At 47.1% G+C, this 20,890-nt stretch carries 18 protein-coding genes; 14 read left to right on the top strand and 4 right to left on the bottom strand.

Annotated features, from left to right (window positions below):
- The first annotated feature begins 45 nt into the window (after window positions 1-45).
- The gene (gene yhbH / locus M655_RS22310; protein ID WP_026557981.1) at window positions 46-1,203 is read left to right on the top strand and encodes a sporulation protein YhbH; all 1,158 of its coding nucleotides are present in this window, start codon (window positions 46-48) and stop codon (window positions 1,201-1,203) included.
- A gap of 345 nt (window positions 1,204-1,548) precedes the next feature.
- On the opposite strand, the gene M655_RS22305 is transcribed toward yhbH, so the two are convergent.
- Window positions 1,549-2,337, bottom strand: coding sequence for an IS4 family transposase (locus M655_RS22305; protein ID WP_005835376.1), 789 nt, complete (start codon window positions 2,335-2,337; stop codon window positions 1,549-1,551).
- 169 nt (window positions 2,338-2,506) lie between these two features.
- On the opposite strand from M655_RS22305, the gene M655_RS28405 reads away from it, so the two are divergent.
- From M655_RS28405 to M655_RS22290, 4 genes are all read left to right on the top strand, one after another.
- Window positions 2,507-2,713, top strand: a complete 207-nt coding sequence (locus M655_RS28405; protein WP_412677746.1) for an NAD(P)H-dependent oxidoreductase — start codon at window positions 2,507-2,509, stop codon at window positions 2,711-2,713.
- 68 nt (window positions 2,714-2,781) lie between these two features.
- Window positions 2,782-2,877, top strand: a complete 96-nt coding sequence (locus M655_RS28400; RefSeq protein WP_412677745.1) for a hypothetical protein — start codon at window positions 2,782-2,784, stop codon at window positions 2,875-2,877.
- 166 nt (window positions 2,878-3,043) lie between these two features.
- Window positions 3,044-3,223, top strand: coding sequence for a winged helix DNA-binding protein (locus M655_RS22295; protein ID WP_005835371.1), 180 nt, complete (start codon window positions 3,044-3,046; stop codon window positions 3,221-3,223).
- Window positions 3,224-3,500: 277 nt separating this feature from the next.
- Window positions 3,501-4,703, top strand: a complete 1,203-nt coding sequence (locus M655_RS22290; RefSeq protein WP_129552163.1) for a transposase — start codon at window positions 3,501-3,503, stop codon at window positions 4,701-4,703.
- Window positions 4,704-4,987: 284 nt separating this feature from the next.
- On the opposite strand, the gene M655_RS22285 is transcribed toward M655_RS22290, so the two are convergent.
- Entirely contained in the window at window positions 4,988-6,178 is a 1,191-nt protein-coding gene (locus M655_RS22285) for an ISL3 family transposase (protein ID WP_129552220.1), read from the bottom strand.
- Window positions 6,179-6,677: 499 nt separating this feature from the next.
- Between M655_RS22285 and M655_RS28395 the strand changes: the two genes are divergently transcribed.
- From M655_RS28395 to cas2, 8 genes are all read left to right on the top strand, one after another.
- Window positions 6,678-7,019: a hypothetical protein gene (locus M655_RS28395; RefSeq protein WP_502708111.1), complete on the top strand. Its 342-nt coding sequence runs from the start codon at window positions 6,678-6,680 to the stop codon at window positions 7,017-7,019.
- Between the two features lie 6 nt (window positions 7,020-7,025).
- The gene (locus M655_RS28390; protein ID WP_502708111.1) at window positions 7,026-7,367 is read left to right on the top strand and encodes a hypothetical protein; all 342 of its coding nucleotides are present in this window, start codon (window positions 7,026-7,028) and stop codon (window positions 7,365-7,367) included.
- A gap of 6 nt (window positions 7,368-7,373) precedes the next feature.
- Window positions 7,374-7,715: a hypothetical protein gene (locus M655_RS28385; RefSeq protein ID WP_502708111.1), complete on the top strand. Its 342-nt coding sequence runs from the start codon at window positions 7,374-7,376 to the stop codon at window positions 7,713-7,715.
- 309 nt (window positions 7,716-8,024) lie between these two features.
- Window positions 8,025-8,921 carry an S-layer homology domain-containing protein gene (locus M655_RS22280; RefSeq protein WP_026557980.1) on the top strand — a complete coding sequence of 299 codons (897 nt, stop codon included), beginning with the start codon at window positions 8,025-8,027 and terminating at the stop codon, window positions 8,919-8,921.
- 13 nt (window positions 8,922-8,934) lie between these two features.
- Entirely contained in the window at window positions 8,935-10,494 is a 1,560-nt protein-coding gene (locus tag M655_RS22275) for a hypothetical protein (protein ID WP_286085892.1), read from the top strand.
- Window positions 10,495-12,553: 2,059 nt separating this feature from the next.
- A complete protein-coding gene (cas12b, locus tag M655_RS22270) occupies window positions 12,554-15,880 on the top strand; it encodes a type V CRISPR-associated protein Cas12b (RefSeq protein ID WP_026557978.1) in 3,327 nt (1,108 codons plus the stop codon).
- 24 nt (window positions 15,881-15,904) lie between these two features.
- The gene (gene cas4g/cas1g, locus M655_RS22265; protein WP_152344123.1) at window positions 15,905-17,572 is read left to right on the top strand and encodes a CRISPR-associated endonuclease Cas4g/Cas1g; all 1,668 of its coding nucleotides are present in this window, start codon (window positions 15,905-15,907) and stop codon (window positions 17,570-17,572) included.
- Window positions 17,573-17,581: 9 nt separating this feature from the next.
- Window positions 17,582-17,875 carry a CRISPR-associated endonuclease Cas2 gene (cas2, locus tag M655_RS22260; RefSeq protein ID WP_005836160.1) on the top strand — a complete coding sequence of 98 codons (294 nt, stop codon included), beginning with the start codon at window positions 17,582-17,584 and terminating at the stop codon, window positions 17,873-17,875.
- A 248-nt stretch (window positions 17,876-18,123) separates the two neighbouring features.
- Here cas2 and M655_RS22255 read toward each other — a convergent pair whose 3' ends face one another.
- Window positions 18,124-19,329 (bottom strand): hypothetical protein, encoded by a 1,206-nt coding sequence (locus M655_RS22255; RefSeq protein ID WP_286085891.1) that lies wholly within the window; start codon window positions 19,327-19,329, stop codon window positions 18,124-18,126.
- Between the two features lie 78 nt (window positions 19,330-19,407).
- Complete coding sequence (locus M655_RS22250; protein WP_286085890.1) at window positions 19,408-19,896, bottom strand: C40 family peptidase; 489 nt, start codon at window positions 19,894-19,896, stop codon at window positions 19,408-19,410.
- Between the two features lie 113 nt (window positions 19,897-20,009).
- Here M655_RS22250 and M655_RS22245 point away from each other — a divergent pair, with 113 nt between their 5' ends.
- Window positions 20,010-20,318 carry a DUF3139 domain-containing protein gene (locus M655_RS22245; protein WP_007780736.1) on the top strand — a complete coding sequence of 103 codons (309 nt, stop codon included), beginning with the start codon at window positions 20,010-20,012 and terminating at the stop codon, window positions 20,316-20,318.
- The last annotated feature ends 572 nt before the right edge of the window (window positions 20,319-20,890 follow it).

Genomic DNA, 20,890 nt, shown 5'->3' with positions numbered 1-20,890 from the left:
CATCATATTCGGCGCAGATTGCGCCAGTTGCTAGGAGGAGACGCCATGGAAGATGCACCATCGTTCATTGTCTCCCGGGAAGACTGGTCGCTGCACCGCAAAGGGTACCAGGACCAAAATCGACACCAGGAAAAAGTGAAAGAAGCGATCAAAAAAAACCTGCCCGATCTCGTCAGCGAAGAAAATATCATCATGTCAAACGGTCGGGAAGTTATCAAGATCCCCATTCGCTCCCTGGATGAATACCGATTGCGTTTTAACTTCCAAAAGGGAAAGCACGGAGGTCAAGGCAAAGGAAACAGCAAGGTAGGAGATGTCATCGCCAAGGACGGCGATCAGGCGCAAGGGCCGGGCAAAGGCCAGGGCGCCGGAGATCAGCCGGGAGTGGATTACTACGAGGCGGAAATCAGCGTCGAGGAATTGCAGGAGATGCTGTTCGCCGAGCTGGAGCTGCCGAACTTGCAGCGCAAGGACGAGGACCAGATTGTCATTGAGGAGACGCGCTTCAACGATGTCCGCAAAAAAGGGCTGATGGGCAACATCGACAAAAAGCGGACCTTGATCGCCGCGATCCGCCGCAACGCCCTTGCCGGCTACAGCGACCTGGAGCTGGGCATCACGGAAGACGACCTGCGTTTCAAGACGTGGGATGAGATCATTAAGCCGCATTCGAATGCAGTCATTATTGCGATGATGGATACCTCGGGGTCGATGGGCGTCTTCGAAAAGTACATCGCCCGCAGCTTTTTCTTCTGGATGGTTCGTTTCCTGCGCACGAAGTACGAAAAAGTAGAAATCGTCTTCATCGCGCACCATACAGATGCGAAGGAAGTGACGGAGGACACCTTTTTCTCGAAAGGCGAGAGCGGGGGGACGATTTGTTCCTCCGCCTACAGAAAAGCGCTGGAGATCATCGACAGCCGCTATCCGCCGTCCCAGTACAACATTTACCCGTTCCACTTTTCCGACGGCGACAACCTGACATCCGACAACGAGCGCTGCGTGAAGCTGGTCAAAGAGCTCATGGAGAGATGCAACATGTTCGGTTATGGAGAGGTCAACCAGTATAACAGGCACTCAACACTCATGTCAGCGTATCGCCACATCAAGGAGCCCAAGTTCCTGCATTGCGTGATTCGGGAAAAGGGCGAGGTTTACAAGGCGCTTCGGACGTTTTTTGGGAAAAAAGAAGCAGTAACGTGAGGGGCGCGTCAGGGAAAAAGGGAAGGAACCAAGGGAGAGCCGATTTCATCCTGGTGAGGGATGGAGTTGGCTTTTCCCTTTTCGAGAACGCACGGAGGAGATAGCGTCTGGAGCACGGAAAGGCGGATTGGACTTACAGTTTGTTAGTTGGCGTCAAAAAGATAGTAATGTAGTTTGTATGTACAAACAATATGTGAACAAAGGAGCATATTCTGTGAAAACCCACTAGCGTTGCATAAAAGATGAATCGGATTATTGACTGATTATTCTGAATGTAATTTTTCAGCTTCGTAATCAAAAAGGGCAGCAACCAACCAAAAGGTAGCCACTATCCATTTGGTAGTTTTATACATTTACTCCAGCGGTGACAACAACAAACAACATCCACTTCCTTTTCTGTCGCCCTCTTGATGTTCGTCTGGATTGGTAATTCATTCGTCCAAACCATTGCTCGAACGTTTGCCAGAGAAAAACTTTCAGCCATCTACTGATTTGCAACAGACTGTGCGGACCGTTTTTTCCCAGTTTGACTAGGAGCAACAAGCAGTAGGCAATGAGAGCGAGAAAGACTTGATTTCTTACAGCATTGTCACTCGTGCCATAGAAGTTCTTGATCTTTACATGCTGTTTCATCCACTTGAAAAACAGTTCTATTTGCCAGCGCCAACGATAGATGTCACTGAGTTCATCTGCTTCCCAGTCGAAGCGATTCGTAATGATTCGAATACGATTTCCTTTCGAATCCAGCGTCTCAATCAGTCGCAACACGTTATCCACCCGTTTTTGTGGCGTTCCAAGCAAGATCATGGAATCCGATAAAACAGAGCTTTCTGGTGGTATTTTGAAAGTATAGAGATGGCGAATTTCCGCGTTATCTTTCAGACGTGAAGCGAAAAAGATGCCTTTGTCCGTGTATTCATCAAACTTTTCGTAATCCACGTATTCTCGATCAAAGACGTACATGGCTCCGATCTCGTCAATCAGCGATTCCATTTGCGTGCGGTCATTAGACTTGGCATACGTAAGGGAAATCTTATCAGGATACACATCCTCCTGATTGGCAAATACGAGACGAAGATGAATCTTGATTCCCGCCTTGGTTTTTCGGAAGGTTGCCCATTGGTACTTCTGCATTACGAGGATATTGAATGATTTGAAAAGATTAATGCAACGCTAGTGGTGAAAACATTAGTCATTGTGGCTCACCCCCATTTAAACGAATCGCGCGTAAATAAAGCGTGGGTAGAAAGAATGAAGCAGGAAGCGGACGCCTGCGCTGTTGAAGCAGTGGCAGGATGTTGTCTTGACGTATGGCTGGGCGTACGGCTCCGAAGGAAACAAGCTGCACAACAAGGAATTTTTGCTGGCGATTTCCGTCGGAGGACCGGAGCAAGCCTACGAGCGGGATGGCTACAACTATTTCACGATCGCCGAGCTGACGACGCCGCATGTTAAGGCAGCGAATCGCGTACTTAATCTCCTCACAACTATTTCACGATCGCCGAGCTGACGACGCCGCTGCAAGCGATGGCGAATTTGACGGGAATGAAGTACCTTACGCCGTTCAGATTCCACGGTATGATGCAGGCGTCGGAGGAACAGATCAAGCACAGCGCCGAAGAATACGTCAAGCATGCCCTGAATCCTGCTCTGGCCACCGAAGGCGTGCGCTAACCATCCGATTGACTGGGAAATAACAGCTCCAGCTGCTTTCTGGCATGGTCCGTCATGAGGAAAAAGGAAAAGCAGAACGCTCCTTTTCGCCGACGTACGCCACTTTGTTGATGGCTGTGAACGAAAAAGAGAGGTCACGCCAACGGAACTGTCGCAGCTGCTGCATATGACGCCGTCGACGATCACGCGGTTGGTTGACAAGATGGTGCAAAAAGGACAGTTGGAGCGGAAGATAGAAGGAAAGCACGTCTTGATCTGGCAGACGGACAAAGGAAGAGAAGCGCAGGCAGACATCGCAGTCGCGGTGCAAGAATTGCATGGCCGCTATTCGGCAGTCCTTGGGTAAGGCGAGGGCAGAAGCTTGACTGCCATGATTCATCGCGCGAGTGAGCGATTGGATCAAGCGAAAGGATGACTGCCTCGGTTCTTGATGCAGGAAACAGAGTGGAGAGCCGACTTCATTCGCAAGAGAATGAGGTCGGTTTTTTAATATTTGAGCCTTTTGCAGATTTCTGAGCCCTTTCGTATCAAGCACTTGAAAAGCATAAAAAAGGACTTCACCCCAAGAAGGAGAAGTTTTCAAGCAACCACACACGAAAACTTTTCGAGGAAGGTGAAGTCACTTGTATATTCTCCAGCCATCACTTTTTTCCTTTGAGGAACTGCAAAAACTTGAATCGAAAGAACGTCTGCCCTTATTTTTTTCGGTTCTGGACTTACGCCCGTACGCCAAAGAATTGAGAAGCATTACGCCCCAAGGGGCAACGGGACACAGCCGCGAAGCGATTTTACGGTCTTTGTTGGCGGCTCCTTTCGAAGGAATTTCGCAATTTACTGCTCTTCATCTGAGACTCACAAGTGATTTACGCTTTCGTTACCAGTGTGGGTTTCCCATTGATCGACCCGTTCCATCCATTGCAACGTTTAGTCGCGTATTTGCTCAAATTGTCCAGAAAAGCGTTGCCGAGAAGCTGTTTTACGACCTCGTCATGCAATGCCGTGAAGAGGGAATCATTACAGGAACGACCATTGCCATCGACAGCACGGCGATTGATGCGTATGAAAAAAAGCAACCGAAATCTCGCTGCCAAGGAACAGGAAACGCCACCTGGGGAGCCAAGTTCGACTCCTTTGGCAATAAAATCACGTGGTTCGGTTACAAAATTCATCTGGCAGTAGACGCGGACAGCGAATTGCCTGTTGCTTTAGAAGTCACTCCTGCTCACGTCAACGATGGAGACATGGCTCCTCCTCTCCTGGCACAAGTGAACAACCAAGCCAAGGAAGTGTGTAAGAATTACGTGATGGATGGTGGATACGATCATCTCAAGAACTACGAAATCGCTCATCAATACAAGGCACAGGCTATCATTCCTCTAAACCTCCGAAACGAGAAAGAGCCACCTGCTGGTTATACGTCAAACGGAACGCCTCGATGCAGCATGGGATTTGAAATGGTGTACGCAGGTGCTGACGGAACCCATCTCAAATTTCGTTGCCCGCATGTGATGGGAAAAGTAGAGTGCCCACACGGCTCAGCTTGGTGCTCTTCCTCCAACTACGGAATGGTCGTAAAAGTGAACGTCCACGATGATCTCCGCAGATTTTCTTTGCCACATCGGGACACAAAGAATTGGAAGAAGATGTATCACAAACGGACGAGTGTAGAGCGATGCAATGCCCGTTTAAAGGAAAACCTGACAGCGAATGATCTACATGTCGGTGGCATTCAAAAAGTGAAAACGTATGTGTATTTGAATGCTATCGTATTATTGGTGTCTGCTCTGGCAGGAAAGAAAGCCAAGCCATCCAAAAAAACGGCCTAAGCACTCTTTTGAAAAAAGCAGCATCGCAAAATTCTGTCCGAATGCCCATCTTGCTTTTAGGCTTTACCTTATAAAAGTGGCATTTCCCACTTTACGTACCATTAAACTTCATTTTTTAAACGAAAACCTAATTTTGCAAAAGGCTCATTTATAATAGCGACTTGAAAGGAGTGAGGTCTTGAGTGGTGATTTTCTACAGGGTGGATCAAATCGCGGTTGTGTTGTATTTGAGCTCTTCACCATTAAACGTGCTTGATCTTCCTCTAGCGTAGTTTTTCACTTTTTTATATGGCTGGTTTACACTCCAGCCGAATTCGAATCTTGAACCGCTCGATGTTGCGATACCCATAGGCTCGTCGCTTGATGACTTTCACTTTGTTGTGTGTCCCTTCAATCGGAGCATTTGTAACTCGAAACGAAAAATAATTCTGAACCGACTGTCGCCATTGAACGATTGTTTTTGCAATCGAACGGACGGCAGAGGTGGGAGATGTGAGGTGCTCGGTTATCCATTGTTGGAGTGCTTCTTTTCCCGACTCTTCTGTCTGAGCTGCATATACCGTTCTCATGTGCTGAAGAGCGTTGTAAAGGCGTTCCAAATGGGGATCTTGAGCGAACCAGGCTTTCAATTCCTCCTGTTCCTCAGGTTTCAGTTTATCAGGAGATGTGTGGAGCAGACGTTGTTCATGTCTACCCCGGCGATGAGTTCCCCGCGAACGGGTACGTTTACGAGCAGCTTCTAACGATTTGGAGAAGAGCTGAATGACGTGGAACTTGTCCGCTACTACCGTGGCATCCTTCCAAACACCGCGAACCGTCTCAGCCATTCCAGGAGCCAAGTCTGTCACAACAACCTGTGGAGGCGTAGCAAAGGGCCAGTTCATGAGAGCCTGACGAACCTGCTCACGTGAACGCCCTTCTGTAACCTGCCAGATATGCCCGCTTTGTGCATCCATGAGGTTGACACCGTACTTGTGTCCTTTTTGGAGAGCAAACTCGTCCAGACAGACCATAGTAGGCGTAAGATGATCTTGGGGCTTAGCGAGAAGCTGAGGAGCCAGTTGGTAATACCACCGTTCCAATGTCGTATAGCAGATTCCGAGTTGTTTGGAAACGCTAAGCAAATCCCTCTTCTGACACAACTCAACGGCCATTTGACGAAACGCAAAAGTAGCCGTTCCTCGATAGGGAATTCCATCCCATTCGAGAGTCCAGGTGATCTGGCAATCGTGGCAACGTTGTCGATATACAGGAACACGTACCCAGACAGTACCCCATGAAGAAATAAAGCGGTGACGAAGAAGACGGTACCCTGGGCGAGCATGATTGGTGCTCTCTTTCAGGCAGAGAGGACACAGATGAGAGGCTGGATTGGGAGTGAGAGTCACTACCCAATCGGTTTCAGTCGTTTTGTCCCAATGGGAAAGTTGAAACGATGGAAGGCCGATTAAGTCTGTGGTAAACTGGTTAGACAACGTAGATTTCCTCCTATCTTGTGATGGTCAGGACAACTTTCACGATAGAGGAACATCTACGTTTTTTCAATGTCTAGCACGGGTTATGGTGATGAATCTGTATTTGGAAAAAAAGTAAGATATAAGTATCGGCCGTATGCTAGAGGCGACAGGCCGTTTTGATATTCCGTGCGTGTGCATTATAGACCCTCTACAAGTCTATTCCCACGGATAATTTCGAATTTCCACTATGCTTTCGAAAAATGAAGACGCGAGCAATCTCCCAGCCCTAAAAACGCCAAGGATGCTCGCAAGCGTTGGGAGAGTAGGCGTCAAACTGAGTTGGAAAGAAAAAAGCTCCTTGAATTTCAAGAAAAATGGTACCTAAAAAAAGACTGCTCGAAAACGGGCTGAGAAAAGCCTGAGATTCGACGTACAGATTTATCGCGGACAAGGGTTCGAAGGCTTAGTGGAAATTGAAGGGGATGTACACTTTGGGGCAGTGCTAAAATAAATAAGTATGGTTGAGTTCGAAAGCTTAGTGGAAATTGAAGGGGATGTACACGGATTCGACGTACAGATTTATCGCGGACAAGGGTTCGAAGGCTTAGTGGAAATTGAAGGGGATGTACACGGATTCGACGTACAGATTTATCGCGGACAAGGGTTCGAAGGCTTAGTGGAAATTGAAGGGGATGTACACGGATTCGACGTACAGATTTATCGCGGACAAGGGTTCGAAGGCTTAGTGGAAATTGAAGGGGATGTACACGGATTCGACGTACAGATTTATCGCGGACAAGGGTTCGAAGGCTTAGTGGAAATTGAAGGGGATGTACACTTTGGGGCAGTGCTAAAATAAATAAGTATGGTTGAGTTCGAAAGCTTAGTGGAAATTGAAGGGGATGTACACGGATTCGACGTACAGATTTATCGCGGACAAGGGTTCGAAGGCTTAGTGGAAATTGAAGGGGATGTACACGGATTCGACGTACAGATTTATCGCGGACAAGGGTTCGAAGGCTTAGTGGAAATTGAAGGGGATGTACACGGATTCGACGTACAGATTTATCGCGGACAAGGGTTCGAAGGCTTAGTGGAAATTGAAGGGGATGTACACGGATTCGACGTACAGATTTATCGCGGACAAGGGTTCGAAGGCTTAGTGGAAATTGAAGGGGATGTACACTTTGGGGCAGTGCTAAAATAAATAAGTATGGTTGAGTTCGAAAGCTTAGTGGAAATTGAAGGGGATGTACACGGATTCGACGTACAGATTTATCGCGGACAAGGGTTCGAAGGCTTAGTGGAAATTGAAGGGGATGTACACGGATTCGACGTACAGATTTATCGCGGACAAGGGTTCGAAGGCTTAGTGGAAATTGAAGGGGATGTACACGGATTCGACGTACAGATTTATCGCGGACAAGGGTTCGAAGGCTTAGTGGAAATTGAAGGGGATGTACACGGATTCGACGTACAGATTTATCGCGGACAAGGGTTCGAAGGCTTAGTGGAAATTGAAGGGGATGTACACTTTGGGGCAGTGCTAAAATAAATAAGTATGGTTGAGTTCGAAAGCTTAGTGGAAATTGAAGGGGATGTACACTTTGGGGCAGTGCTAAAATAAATAAGTATGGTTGAGTTCGAAAGCTTAGTGGAAATTGAAGGGGATGTACCATCATATTCAAGAGCGTGTACACTACTACGCCGAACGTTCGAAAGCTTAGTGTAAATTGAAGGGGATGTACCAGAGGTAGCACTTAGCAGGTTTTTTGAGAAACAAGTATCTGGCCCCAATAGCTAGGCTTATGTGAAATGTAGCATGAGTGGTGTGCAATGAAAAAATAGGGAGGATATTAGCACTATGAAAAAGCAGCTTAAAAAAACAGTTAAATGCGTGATGGCGTCTATATGCCTTCTGAGCGGTATATCGTTCAACTCTTCAATGATTGAAGCAGCATTTGCTCAACAAGCTAACGCGAAGGACTATCAGAATCATGTTTACAAGACTCAAATTCAGTATGCTGTAGATCACAAATTGATGTGGCTGTTTCCGGATGGAAATTTTCGGCCTGAGCAACCCATTACGCAAGCGGATTTGGTCGCAGGGCTAGTCAATGCTAAAGCACTCACAGCCGGTACAGCAGTAGAGGGCTTACCAGCCGGACATTGGGCGAAAATTTTTTACGAGCGTGCGAAAAAGGACGGGATTCTCGATGACGTCGCTATAAATCCCAATAAAGTCCTCACCCGAGAGGAAGCGTCTTTACTGATGAACAACGCTTGGAAGAGTATGTACAGCAGGCTTCGAGATAAACGTCAAGTATATTCCGATATCGCTGTTGGCAATGGATGGATTCCGAAGAAAGCTGGGAAATTTGCTAACGGTGTTCCAACATCTACCAGTGATGGACTCGGAACTGTTACACGGGGTGAGGAAGCTGCTGCTTTGTATCTCTTGAATAAAGATGTAAAAGACACAAAAATTGGTGAAGAAATTGCTTTGAAGTTTCATAATTCGTTGAAGAGTTCTAACGGATATCTTGTAGGTACGGTGCCAACTATGCAAGGTAAGGATATTAGGCTGATTATTCGATTGAAGAATCAAAATGTAGAGTCTTATTATGGGGGCGCTGTTAAAGTGAATGCTAGTCAGGTTGATTATATGGCGTTTAGCGTAAAAAATTCCGGGCAGGCTAAGCTACTCGCTTATTACACGTACAATAGTGGGACAAATCTAACACGCACTAATTCCCGATAATTGGGGGCAGATCATGTTAAAGATACGTAAAAAGTGTGGGAAGTTGGGTCTGACGATGATTGCTTTAGTAGTCAGTTGCCTTGCACTCACACCTTATTTCGCAGATGCAACTACCTCAAATCCGGATGTACGGAATAGGCTTGTAGGGTATCTTGATGAAGATAAAAAAGTTCGCGGTAGCGACGAGAATTTTATAAATGGTTGGTCATTACCTAGCGATCCATTTTACCTTACCTTCGCCGACGTAAAATGGTCAGGAGCAGTCTCTGGTGGAGGGAGTAACTACAAAGTAGCAAACTATTCGAAAGCTACAGAATCCGCCAATAACGGTTATCCAATCGTAGACATCAGCGAAGCTCAGGCATATGCGAGACTATTCAACGGAAACCCCTCCTTTCTGACTAATGAAAATGGTTTTTATGGTGGGAGCATAAGTGGAGGGGGAGGCTCTGGTTACACTGGATACCTCCTTTCAATGGTTGCCGAAAAGTCTGGAGGGGGAGGCGGTCCCTTCTCCTTCAGACCTGCTTCGGGTTCTGAAAAAGGTTCATACGTAGGCGTAACAAATTTCGTAACAACACAGCGGCCTGATGGTTCTATTCAAACTGACAAGACGAAGTATGAGGTAGGCAATACAGTAACAGTTACTGCTAAAGGGAAAGACTACAGTATCTACAATCGCGGTTTAATTGTTTACAACATGTATATTTACAACCTTGATACAGGACAAACAGAGCATCAGTTTAAAGATGCTATTAAGACCTATGATATACCCGGAGCTGCCCCGACAAACGGAAGTGGTTCTGGATATGAAGTGAAATTCCCGGTGCAAACTTGGGTAGCAACAAAACCAGGGAATTATGAAGCTAGAATACTTTTTACGGACACTCATGCACGTAATACGAAAAATGCGCCAACTGTAGATGGACAAGGGGTTGCATACAGCGCACGCTTTACCGTTGGTAATCCAACTATACCTCCACCAGATCCAGAAGACCCTGATCCAAGTCCAGCCTGCTCCATAGAAACAACGAAAACAAAAATGGATATTCAGGTAGTTGGCGACAAAGACATAAAAAATCATACGGCTGTTTCCAGCGGTGGATCGGATATCGTGGTAGAGAAAAATGCAGAGATCACTGTTTTTGCGAAGAAAAACGGCACATTCACGATGAATGGTTCACCAATGGCTACTGGTTCCGGAGGGAACAAAAAGGTCGGAGTAGGCAGTATAGGCTCATCTGGACGAGTAAAGGTAGTTTACAAAAGTGATGACGGGACTGAGTGTTGGGAAAAGTACTTTCGCGTAGAAACCAAAGATGGCGAAGATAAATGCCCCATCATAACACTAAACAATTCAACGATTCGAAATGGGCAAACCATTGAAATATTGCCAATCGACACCCTGTACTTCAAAGCCAAATATACATTAGGTTACTGCATGACCTATGCACAAAAAGCCTGGTTCGAAAGCTTAGTGGAAAGCTTCGGGATTAGCACGCGGATTAGGTTACTGCATGACCTATGCACAAAAAGCCTGGTTCGAAAGCTTAGTGGAAAGCTTCGGGATTAGCACGCGGATTAGGTTACTGCATGACCTATGCACAAAAAGCCTGGTTCGAAAGCTTAGTGGAAAGCTTCGGGATTAGCACGCGGATTAGGTTACTGCATGACCTATGCACAAAAAGCCTGGTTCGAAAGCTTAGTGGAAAGCTTCGGGATTAGCACGCGGATTAGGTTACTGCATGACCTATGCACAAAAAGCCTGGTTCGAAAGCTTAGTGGAAAGCTTCGGGATTAGCACGCGGATTAGGTTACTGCATGACCTATGCACAAAAAGCCTGGTTCGAAAGCTTAGTGGAAAGCTTCGGGATTAGCACGCGGATTAGGTTACTGCATGACCTATGCACAAAAAGCCTGGTTCGAAAGCTTAGTGGAAAGCTTCGGGATTAGCACGCGGATTAGGTTACTGCATGACCTATGCACAAAAAGCCTGGTTCGAAAGCTTAGTGGAAAGCTTCGGGATTAGCACGCGGATTAGGTTACTGCATGACCTATGCACAAAAAGCCTGGTTCGAAAGCTTAGTGGAAAGCTTCGGGATTAGCACGCGGATTAGGTTACTGCATGACCTATGCACAAAAAGCCTGGTTCGAAAGCTTAGTGGAAAGCTTCGGGATTAGCACGCGGATTAGGTTACTGCATGACCTATGCACAAAAAGCCTGGTTCGAAAGCTTAGTGGAAAGCTTCGGGATTAGCACGCGGATTAGGTTACTGCATGACCTATGCACAAAAAGCCTGGTTCGAAAGCTTAGTGGAAAGCTTCGGGATTAGCACGCGGATTAGGTTACTGCATGACCTATGCACAAAAAGCCTGGTTCGAAAGCTTAGTGGAAAGCTTCGGGATTAGCACGCGGATTAGGTTACTGCATGACCTATGCACAAAAAGCCTGGTTCGAAAGCTTAGTGGAAAGCTTCGGGATTAGCACGCGGATTAGGTTACTGCATGACCTATGCACAAAAAGCCTGGTTCGAAAGCTTAGTGGAAAGCTTCGGGATTAGCACGCGGATTAGGTTACTGCATGACCTATGCACAAAAAGCCTGGTTCGAAAGCTTAGTGGAAAGCTTCGGGATTAGCACGCGGATTAGGTTACTGCATGACCTATGCACAAAAAGCCTGGTTCGAAAGCTTAGTGGAAAGCTTCGGGATTAGCACGCGGATTAGGTTACTGCATGACCTATGCACAAAAAGCCTGGTTCGAAAGCTTAGTGGAAAGCTTCGGGATTAGCACGCGGATTAGGTTACTGCATGACCTATGCACAAAAAGCCTGGTTCGAAAGCTTAGTGGAAAGCTTCGGGATTAGCACGCGGATTAGGTTACTGCATGACCTATGCACAAAAAGCCTGGTTCGAAAGCTTAGTGGAAAGCTTCGGGATTAGCACTTGAACTACTCGGCTAAGAGTGGTGCCTTACACCAGAGGTTCGAAAGCTTAGTGGAAAGCTTCGTGGTTAGCACAGCTTGTCCAACTTGATGCTCCTTTTCATCGTTCGAAAACTTGGTGAAATACCTTGAAAATTAACACATCAAAGATGCCCCTGCTTTACGTTAGGGGCATCTTTCTATTAAATAACCTATAGTGAACTTCAAAATCATTGATCTCTTGATAATAATATATACCAAATTCAATAGTCATAGTGAGAGGTTTACAGGTGCTCGATACGTTTTCTTGCAAAAAAGAAGCAGTCAGGCAAAAAATGGATTAAAAGAAAACTGGTTTCATTTGGAAAGGGAGAGCATTGGCTTTTCTCTTTGTAAATAAAGTGCAAGCTTTGTAATAAGCTTCTAGTGGAGAAGTGATTGTTTGAATCACCCAATGCACACGCACTAAAGTTAGACGAACCTATAATTCGTATTAGTAAGTATAGTACATGAAGAAAAATGCAACAAGCATTTACTCTCTTTTAAATAAAGAATTGATAGCTGTTAATATTGATAGTATATTATACCTTATAGATGTTCGATTTTTTTTGAAATTCAAAAATCATACTTAGTAAAGAAAGGAAATAACGTCATGGACAAGCGAAAGCGTAGAAGTTACGAGTTTAGGTGGGAAGCGGGAGGCACCAGTCATGGCAATCCGTAGCATAAAACTAAAACTAAAAACCCACACAGGCCCGGAAGCGCAAAACCTCCGAAAAGGAATATGGCGGACGCATCGGTTGTTAAATGAAGGCGTCGCCTATTACATGAAAATGCTCCTGCTCTTTCGTCAGGAAAGCACTGGTGAACGGCCAAAAGAAGAACTACAGGAAGAACTGATTTGTCACATACGCGAACAGCAACAACGAAATCAGGCAGATAAAAATACGCAAGCGCTTCCGCTAGATAAGGCACTGGAAGCTTTGCGCCAACTATATGAACTGCTTGTCCCCTCCTCGGTCGGACAAAGTGGCGACGCCCAGATCATCAGCCGAAAGTTTCTCAGCCCGCTCGTCGATCCGAACAGCGAAGGCGGCAAAGGTACTTCGAAGGCAGGGGCAAAACCCACTTGGCAGAAGAAAAAAGAAGCGAACGACCCAACCTGGGAACAGGATTACGAAAAATGGAAAAAAAGACGCGAGGAAGACCCAACCGCTTCTGTGATTACTACTTTGGAGGAATACGGCATTAGACCGATCTTTCCCCTGTACACGAACACCGTAACAGATATCGCGTGGTTGCCACTTCAATCCAATCAGTTTGTGCGAACCTGGGACAGAGACATGCTTCAACAAGCGATTGAAAGACTGCTCAGTTGGGAGAGCTGGAACAAACGTGTCCAGGAAGAGTATGCCAAGCTGAAAGAAAAAATGGCTCAACTGAACGAGCAACTCGAAGGCGGTCAGGAATGGATCAGCTTGCTAGAGCAGTACGAAGAAAACCGAGAGCGAGAGCTTAGGGAAAACATGACCGCTGCCAATGACAAGTATCGGATTACCAAGCGGCAAATGAAAGGCTGGAACGAGCTGTACGAGCTATGGTCAACCTTTCCCGCCAGTGCCAGTCACGAGCAATACAAAGAGGCGCTCAAGCGTGTGCAGCAGCGACTGAGAGGGCGGTTTGGGGATGCTCATTTCTTCCAGTATCTGATGGAAGAGAAGAACCGCCTGATCTGGAAGGGGAATCCGCAGCGTATCCATTATTTTGTCGCGCGCAACGAACTGACGAAACGGCTGGAGGAAGCCAAGCAAAGCGCCACGATGACGTTGCCCAATGCCAGGAAGCATCCATTGTGGGTGCGCTTCGATGCACGGGGAGGAAATTTGCAAGACTACTACTTGACGGCTGAAGCGGACAAACCGAGAAGCAGACGTTTTGTAACGTTTAGTCAGTTGATATGGCCAAGCGAATCGGGATGGATGGAAAAGAAAGACGTCGAGGTCGAGCTAGCTTTGTCCAGGCAGTTTTACCAGCAGGTGAAGTTGCTGAAAAATGACAAAGGCAAGCAGAAAATCGAGTTCAAGGATAAAGGTTCGGGCTCGACGTTTAACGGACACTTGGGGGGAGCAAAGCTACAACTGGAGCGGGGCGATTTGGAGAAGGAAGAAAAAAACTTCGAGGACGGGGAAATCGGCAGCGTTTACCTTAACGTTGTCATTGATTTCGAACCTTTGCAAGAAGTGAAAAATGGCCGCGTGCAGGCGCCGTATGGACAAGTACTGCAACTCATTCGTCGCCCCAACGAGTTTCCCAAGGTCACTACCTATAAGTCGGAGCAACTTGTTGAATGGATAAAAGCTTCGCCACAACACTCGGCTGGGGTGGAGTCGCTGGCATCCGGTTTTCGTGTAATGAGCATAGACCTTGGGCTGCGCGCGGCTGCAGCGACTTCTATTTTTTCTGTAGAAGAGAGTAGCGATAAAAATGCGGCTGATTTTTCCTACTGGATTGAAGGAACGCCGCTGGTCGCTGTCCATCAGCGGAGCTATATGCTCAGGTTGCCTGGTGAACAGGTAGAAAAACAGGTGATGGAAAAACGGGACGAGCGGTTCCAGCTACACCAACGTGTGAAGTTTCAAATCAGAGTGCTCGCCCAAATCATGCGTATGGCAAATAAGCAGTATGGAGATCGCTGGGATGAACTCGACAGCCTGAAACAAGCGGTTGAGCAGAAAAAGTCGCCGCTCGATCAAACAGACCGGACATTTTGGGAGGGGATTGTCTGCGACTTAACAAAGGTTTTGCCTCGAAACGAAGCGGACTGGGAACAAGCGGTAGTGCAAATACACCGAAAAGCAGAGGAATACGTCGGAAAAGCCGTTCAGGCATGGCGCAAGCGCTTTGCTGCTGACGAGCGAAAAGGCATCGCAGGTCTGAGCATGTGGAACATAGAAGAATTGGAGGGCTTGCGCAAGCTGTTGATTTCCTGGAGCCGCAGGACGAGGAATCCGCAGGAGGTTAATCGCTTTGAGCGAGGCCATACCAGCCACCAGCGTCTGTTGACCCATATCCAAAACGTCAAAGAGGATCGCCTGAAGCAGTTAAGTCACGCCATTGTCATGACTGCCTTGGGGTATGTTTACGACGAGCGGAAACAAGAGTGGTGCGCCGAATACCCGGCTTGCCAGGTCATTCTGTTTGAAAATCTGAGCCAGTACCGTTCTAACCTGGATCGCTCGACCAAAGAAAACTCCACCTTGATGAAGTGGGCGCATCGCAGCATTCCGAAATACGTCCACATGCAGGCGGAGCCATACGGGATTCAGATTGGCGATGTCCGGGCGGAATATTCCTCTCGTTTTTACGCCAAGACAGGAACGCCAGGCATTCGTTGTAAAAAGGTGAGAGGCCAAGACCTGCAGGGCAGACGGTTTGAGAACTTGCAGAAGAGGTTAGTCAACGAGCAATTTTTGACGGAAGAACAAGTGAAACAGCTAAGGCCCGGCGACATTGTCCCGGATGATAGCGGAGAACTGTTCATGACCTTGACAGACGGAAGCGGAAGCAAGGAGGTCGTGTTTCTCCAGGCCGATATTAACGCGGCGCACAATCTGCAAAAACGTTTTTGGCAGCGATACAATGAACTGTTCAAGGTTAGCTGCCGCGTCATCGTCCGAGACGAGGAAGAGTATCTCGTTCCCAAGACAAAATCGGTGCAGGCAAAGCTGGGCAAAGGGCTTTTTGTGAAAAAATCGGATACAGCCTGGAAAGATGTATATGTGTGGGACAGCCAGGCAAAGCTTAAAGGTAAAACAACCTTTACAGAAGAGTCTGAGTCGCCCGAACAACTGGAAGACTTTCAGGAGATCATCGAGGAAGCAGAAGAGGCGAAAGGAACATACCGTACACTGTTCCGCGATCCTAGCGGAGTCTTTTTTCCCGAATCCGTATGGTATCCCCAAAAAGATTTTTGGGGCGAGGTGAAAAGGAAGCTGTACGGAAAATTGCGGGAACGGTTTTTGACAAAGGCTCGGTAAGGGTGTGCAAGGAGAGTGAATGGCTTGTCCTGGATACCTGTCCGCATGCTAAATGAAATTCAGTATTGTGAGCGACTGTACCATATTATGCATGTGCAGGGGCTGTTTGAGGAAAGCGCAGACACGGTCGAAGGAGCAGCACAACACAAGCGTGCAGAGACACATCTGCGCAAAAGCAAGGCAGCGCCGGAAGAGATGTGGGGGGACGCTCCGTTTAGCTTGCAGCTCGGCGACCCTGTGCTTGGCATTACGGGAAAGCTGGATGCCGTCTGTCTGGAAGAAGGTAAGCAGTGGATTCCGGTAGAAGGAAAGCATTCGGCGTCGCCAGAAGGCGGGCAGATGTTCACTGTAGGCGTGTATTCGCTGGACGGTTCTGCCTGGCCCAACGACCAAATCCAATTGTGTGCGCAAGGCTTGCTGCTTCGCGCGAATGGATATGAATCCGATTATGGCTACTTATACTACCGTGGCAATAAAAAGAAGGTTCGCATTCCTTTTTCGCAGGAACTCATAGCGGCTACTCACGCCTGCATTCAAAAAGCTCATCAGCTTCGGGAAGCCGAAATTCCCCCTCCGTTGCAGGAGTCGAAAAAGTGCTTTCGATGCTCGTTAAATTACGTATGCATGCCTGACGAGACGAATTACATGTTGGGGTTGAGCGCAAACATCAGAAAGATTGTGCCCAGTCGTCCAGATGGCGGGGTACTGTATGTTACAGAGCAGGGGGCAAAACTGGGCAGAAGCGGAGAAAGCTTGACCATCACCTGCCGGGGCGAAAAGATAGACGAAATCCCGATCAAAGACTTGATTCACGTGAGCTTGATGGGGCATGTGCAATGCTCTACGCAGCTTCTGCACACCTTGATGAACTGTGGCGTCCACGTCAGCTACTTGACTACGCATGGCACATTGACAGGAATAATGACTCCCCCTTTATCGAAAAACATTCGAACAAGAGCCAAGCAGTTTATCAAATTTCAGCACGCGGAGATCGCCCTTGGAATCGCGAGAAGGGTCGTGTATGCGAAAATTTCCAATCAGCGCACGATGCTGCGCCGCAATGGCTCACCAGATAAAGCAGTTTTAAAAGAGTTAAAAGAGCTTAGAGATCGCGCGTGGGAGGCGCCATCACTGGAAATAGTGAGAGGTATCGAGGGACGTGCAGCACAGTTGTACATGCAGTTTTTCCCTACCATGTTAAAGCACCCAGTAGTAGACGGTATGGCGATCATGAACGGTCGCAACCGTCGCCCGCCCAAAGATCCGGTCAATGCGCTGCTCTCCCTCGGCTATACGCTTCTTTCACGGGATGTTTACTCCGCATGTGCCAATGTCGGACTCGATCCACTGTTCGGCTTTTTCCATACGATGGAGCCGGGCAGACCAGCTTTGGCACTCGATCTGATGGAACCGTTCCGCGCCTTGATTGCCGATAGCGTAGCGATACGTACCTTGAATACGGAGGAACTCACCCTCGGGGACTTTTATTGGGGAAAAGACAGTTGTTATTTGAAAAAGGCAGGAAGACAAACGTATTTCGCTGCCTATGAAAGACGGATGAACGAGACGCTGACGCATCCGCAATTTGGGTATAAGCTCAGCTATCGCCGTATGCTGGAGCTGGAAGCAAGGTTTTTGGCCCGGTATCTGGATGGAGAGCTGGTGGAATATACGCCGCTCATGACAAGGTAGGAAATGACCATGCGACAATTTGTTCTGGTAAGCTATGATATTGCCGATCAAAAACGTTGGAGAAAAGTATTCAAGCTGATGAAGGGGCAAGGCGAGCACGTCCAGTACTCGGTGTTTCTGTGCCAACTCACCGAGATTCAGCAAGCCAAGCTAAAGGTAAGCCTGGCGGAGCTGGTTCACCATGGAGAAGACCAGGTCATGTTTGTAAAAATCGGCCCAGTGACGAGAGATCAACTGGACAAGCGGATATCTACTGTTGGCAGGGAGTTTCTGCCTCGCGATTTGACCAAATTTATCTATTAAGGAATGAAGAAAGCTAGTTGTAACAAAAGTGGAAAAAGAGTAAAATAAAGGTGTCAGTCGCACGCTATAGGCCATAAGTCGACTTACATATCCGTGCGTGTGCATTATGGGCCCATCCACAGGTCTATTCCCACGGATAATCACGACTTTCCACTAAGCTTTCGAATTTTATGATGCGAGCATCCTCTCAGGTCAAAAAAGCCGGGGGATGCTCGAACTCTTTGTGGGCGTAGGCTTTCCAGAGTTTTTTAGGGGAAGAGGCAGCCGATGGATAAGAGGAATGGCGATTGAATTTTGGCTTGCTCGAAAAACGGGTCTGTAAGGCTTGCTACCTGTTTGTTCGAAAGCTTAGTGGAAAGCTTCGTGGTTAGCACCGCCTGTGCTGCACGTTGATAAGCAGATACCTGTTTGTTCGAAAGCTTAGTGGAAAGCTTCGTGGTTAGCACCGCCTGTGCTGCACGTTGATAAGCAGATACCTGTTTGTTCGAAAGCTTAGTGGAAAGCTTCGTGGTTAGCACCGCCTGTGCTGCACGTTGATAAGCAGATACCTGTTTGTTCGAAAGCTTAGTGGAAAGCTTCGTGGTTAGCACCGCCTGTGCTGCACGTTGATAAGCAGATACCTGTTTGTTCGAAAGCTTAGTGGAAAGCTTCGTGGTTAGCACCGCCTGTGCTGCACGTTGATAAGCAGATACCTGTTTGTTCGAAAGCTTAGTGGAAAGCTTCGTGGTTAGCACCGCCTGTGCTGCACGTTGATAAGCAGATACCTGTTTGTTCGAAAGCTTAGTGGAAAGCTTCGTGGTTAGCACCGCCTGTGCTGCACGTTGATAAGCAGATACCTGTTTGTTCGAAAGCTTAGTGGAAAGCTTCGTGGTTAGCACCGCCTGTGCTGCACGTTGATAAGCAGATACCTGTTTGTTCGAAAGCTTAGTGGAAAGCTTCGTGGTTAGCACCGCCTGTGCTGCACGTTGATAAGCAGATACCTGTTTGTTCGAAAGCTTAGTGGAAAGCTTCGTGGTTAGCACCGCCTGTGCTGCACGTTGATAAGCAGATACCTGTTTGTTCGAAAGCTTAGTGGAAAGCTTCGTGGTTAGCACCGCCTGTGCTGCACGTTGATAAGCAGATACCTGTTTGTTCGAAAGCTTAGTGGAAAGCTTCGTGGTTAGCACCGCCTGTGCTGCACGTTGATAAGCAGATACCTGTTTGTTCGAAAGCTTAGTGGAAAGCTTCGTGGTTAGCACCGCCTGTGCTGCACGTTGATAAGCAGATACCTGTTTGTTCGAAAGCTTAGTGGAAAGCTTCGTGGTTAGCACCGCCTGTGCTGCACGTTGATAAGCAGATACCTGTTTGTTCGAAAGCTTAGTGGAAAGCTTCGTGGTTAGCACCGCCTGTGCTGCACGTTGATAAGCAGATACCTGTTTGTTCGAAAGCTTAGTGGAAAGCTTCGTGGTTAGCACGCTAAAGTCCGTCTAAACTACTGAGATCTTAAATCGGCGCTCAAATAAAAAACCTCGCTAATGCGAGGTTTCAGCTTCTTACTTCTCAACGTCGATGGTTTCTGTTGATGCAAGGTGATCGGAATCTCGAACATCATTTGGATAAATATGGGTTGCTCTACTGCGATCGGTAAGACCCATGCCGGTAATATCGAGATTATAACCATAGTAAAATGCTTGCCAGATGAACTTAGAACAATAACTAAGCTCAATATTATCCAAGTCCATATTGAAGTAGTATTTCTTTACGTCATCAATATGGTTGATTGCCCATTTAGCAGCTTTAGAAGCTCCACTCCTGGGACGGAGAACTTCGATCTTATCGCCGTCCCTAAATCGAGATACATAGTAATCGATATCTTCAACGAACCAAGGTCCTTTTGGATGAACGTGAATGATATCGTAGTCCGGTCCTACAATTGCCACGTGTCCAACAAAAAAAGTCGAAAAGCTTTTTTTCGAGTACAATACGTCTCCTGGCTTCATATCTGTGTTAGTTCCAGGATATTGTGGTTTTTCAGTTGCCATATAAAATTCCTCCTATATAGTTGATTAACGATAGTAGGGCGCCCATTATCGCTTTCACTCTTAAGGGAAAAAAAAGCATCATTTTACAACCAATTTTTTGGGGGATAACGAAAATGAACAAAAAAACAATGATTATAGTTTTCCTGGTCTTAATCATGATCTCTGCTCCAGTTATATATGTTCAAGGAACTTTGTTAAGCTTAGAAAATCAAGTACGCCAATATCTCATTACGGAGAAAAATCTCGATGAGAAAACAATAGTTAGTCTAGATGGCGTTTTTGGGAAGCTTCCGGTCTTTAGTGTAGAAGTTATTTTTGCTGATGAACCCGATGTAAGATACTTTTATACTGAAAAAAACGGAAACATAATACCTTTACATCCATCGCCTAAACCCAAAGGATACGAATACAAACATAAGTGAGTCCCGATAATCTACACGTCCGAATCCCCAGATTCGGGCGTTTTTCCCTGTTATGAGCGATTGGCGTTCCACCGATCGTCTCAAAAAGTCCACCCATTATGGACGTCCTACGCTGGTACCGCCTTTGGAGGCGAAAGGGGGATTGTCCCTCGCGGATGACTGCAATTAACTCCATTTTCATTTGTTGGATACTATCTTCTTGCGGTTGTTTGATATACCGCGATAGAAAAATCATATCTGGCTCAAACAAGGTAATAAGCGTTTCTCATGCTTGCTAGCGCGGTCAGTGGAGCGGTGAGCAACTGCTGCCAGCACCAAAGAAAAAATTTGACCTAGCGAAATACGAATCAGGCTAGCGCAGCCCTTGAAGCCGCGAGCAACTGCCGTCAGCATTCTACGAAAAACTGGCCCTAGCGAAAATCCACCAGCTACTGCTGTCCTTGAAGCCTCGAGCAGCTACTGCCAGCATCCAACAAAAAATCGCCCCAGCAAAATTCGCACACTAATCACGCGGCAGCACTTGCAAAGCAGAATCCTCATGGAAACCAACACAAACGATTGATATTGCGGGC

The organism is Brevibacillus sp. NSP2.1, assembly GCF_000470975.2.
GTDB classification, from domain to species: domain Bacteria; phylum Bacillota; class Bacilli; order Brevibacillales; family Brevibacillaceae; genus Brevibacillus; species Brevibacillus agri.
This window is presented reverse-complemented; position numbering and strand designations above follow the sequence as displayed.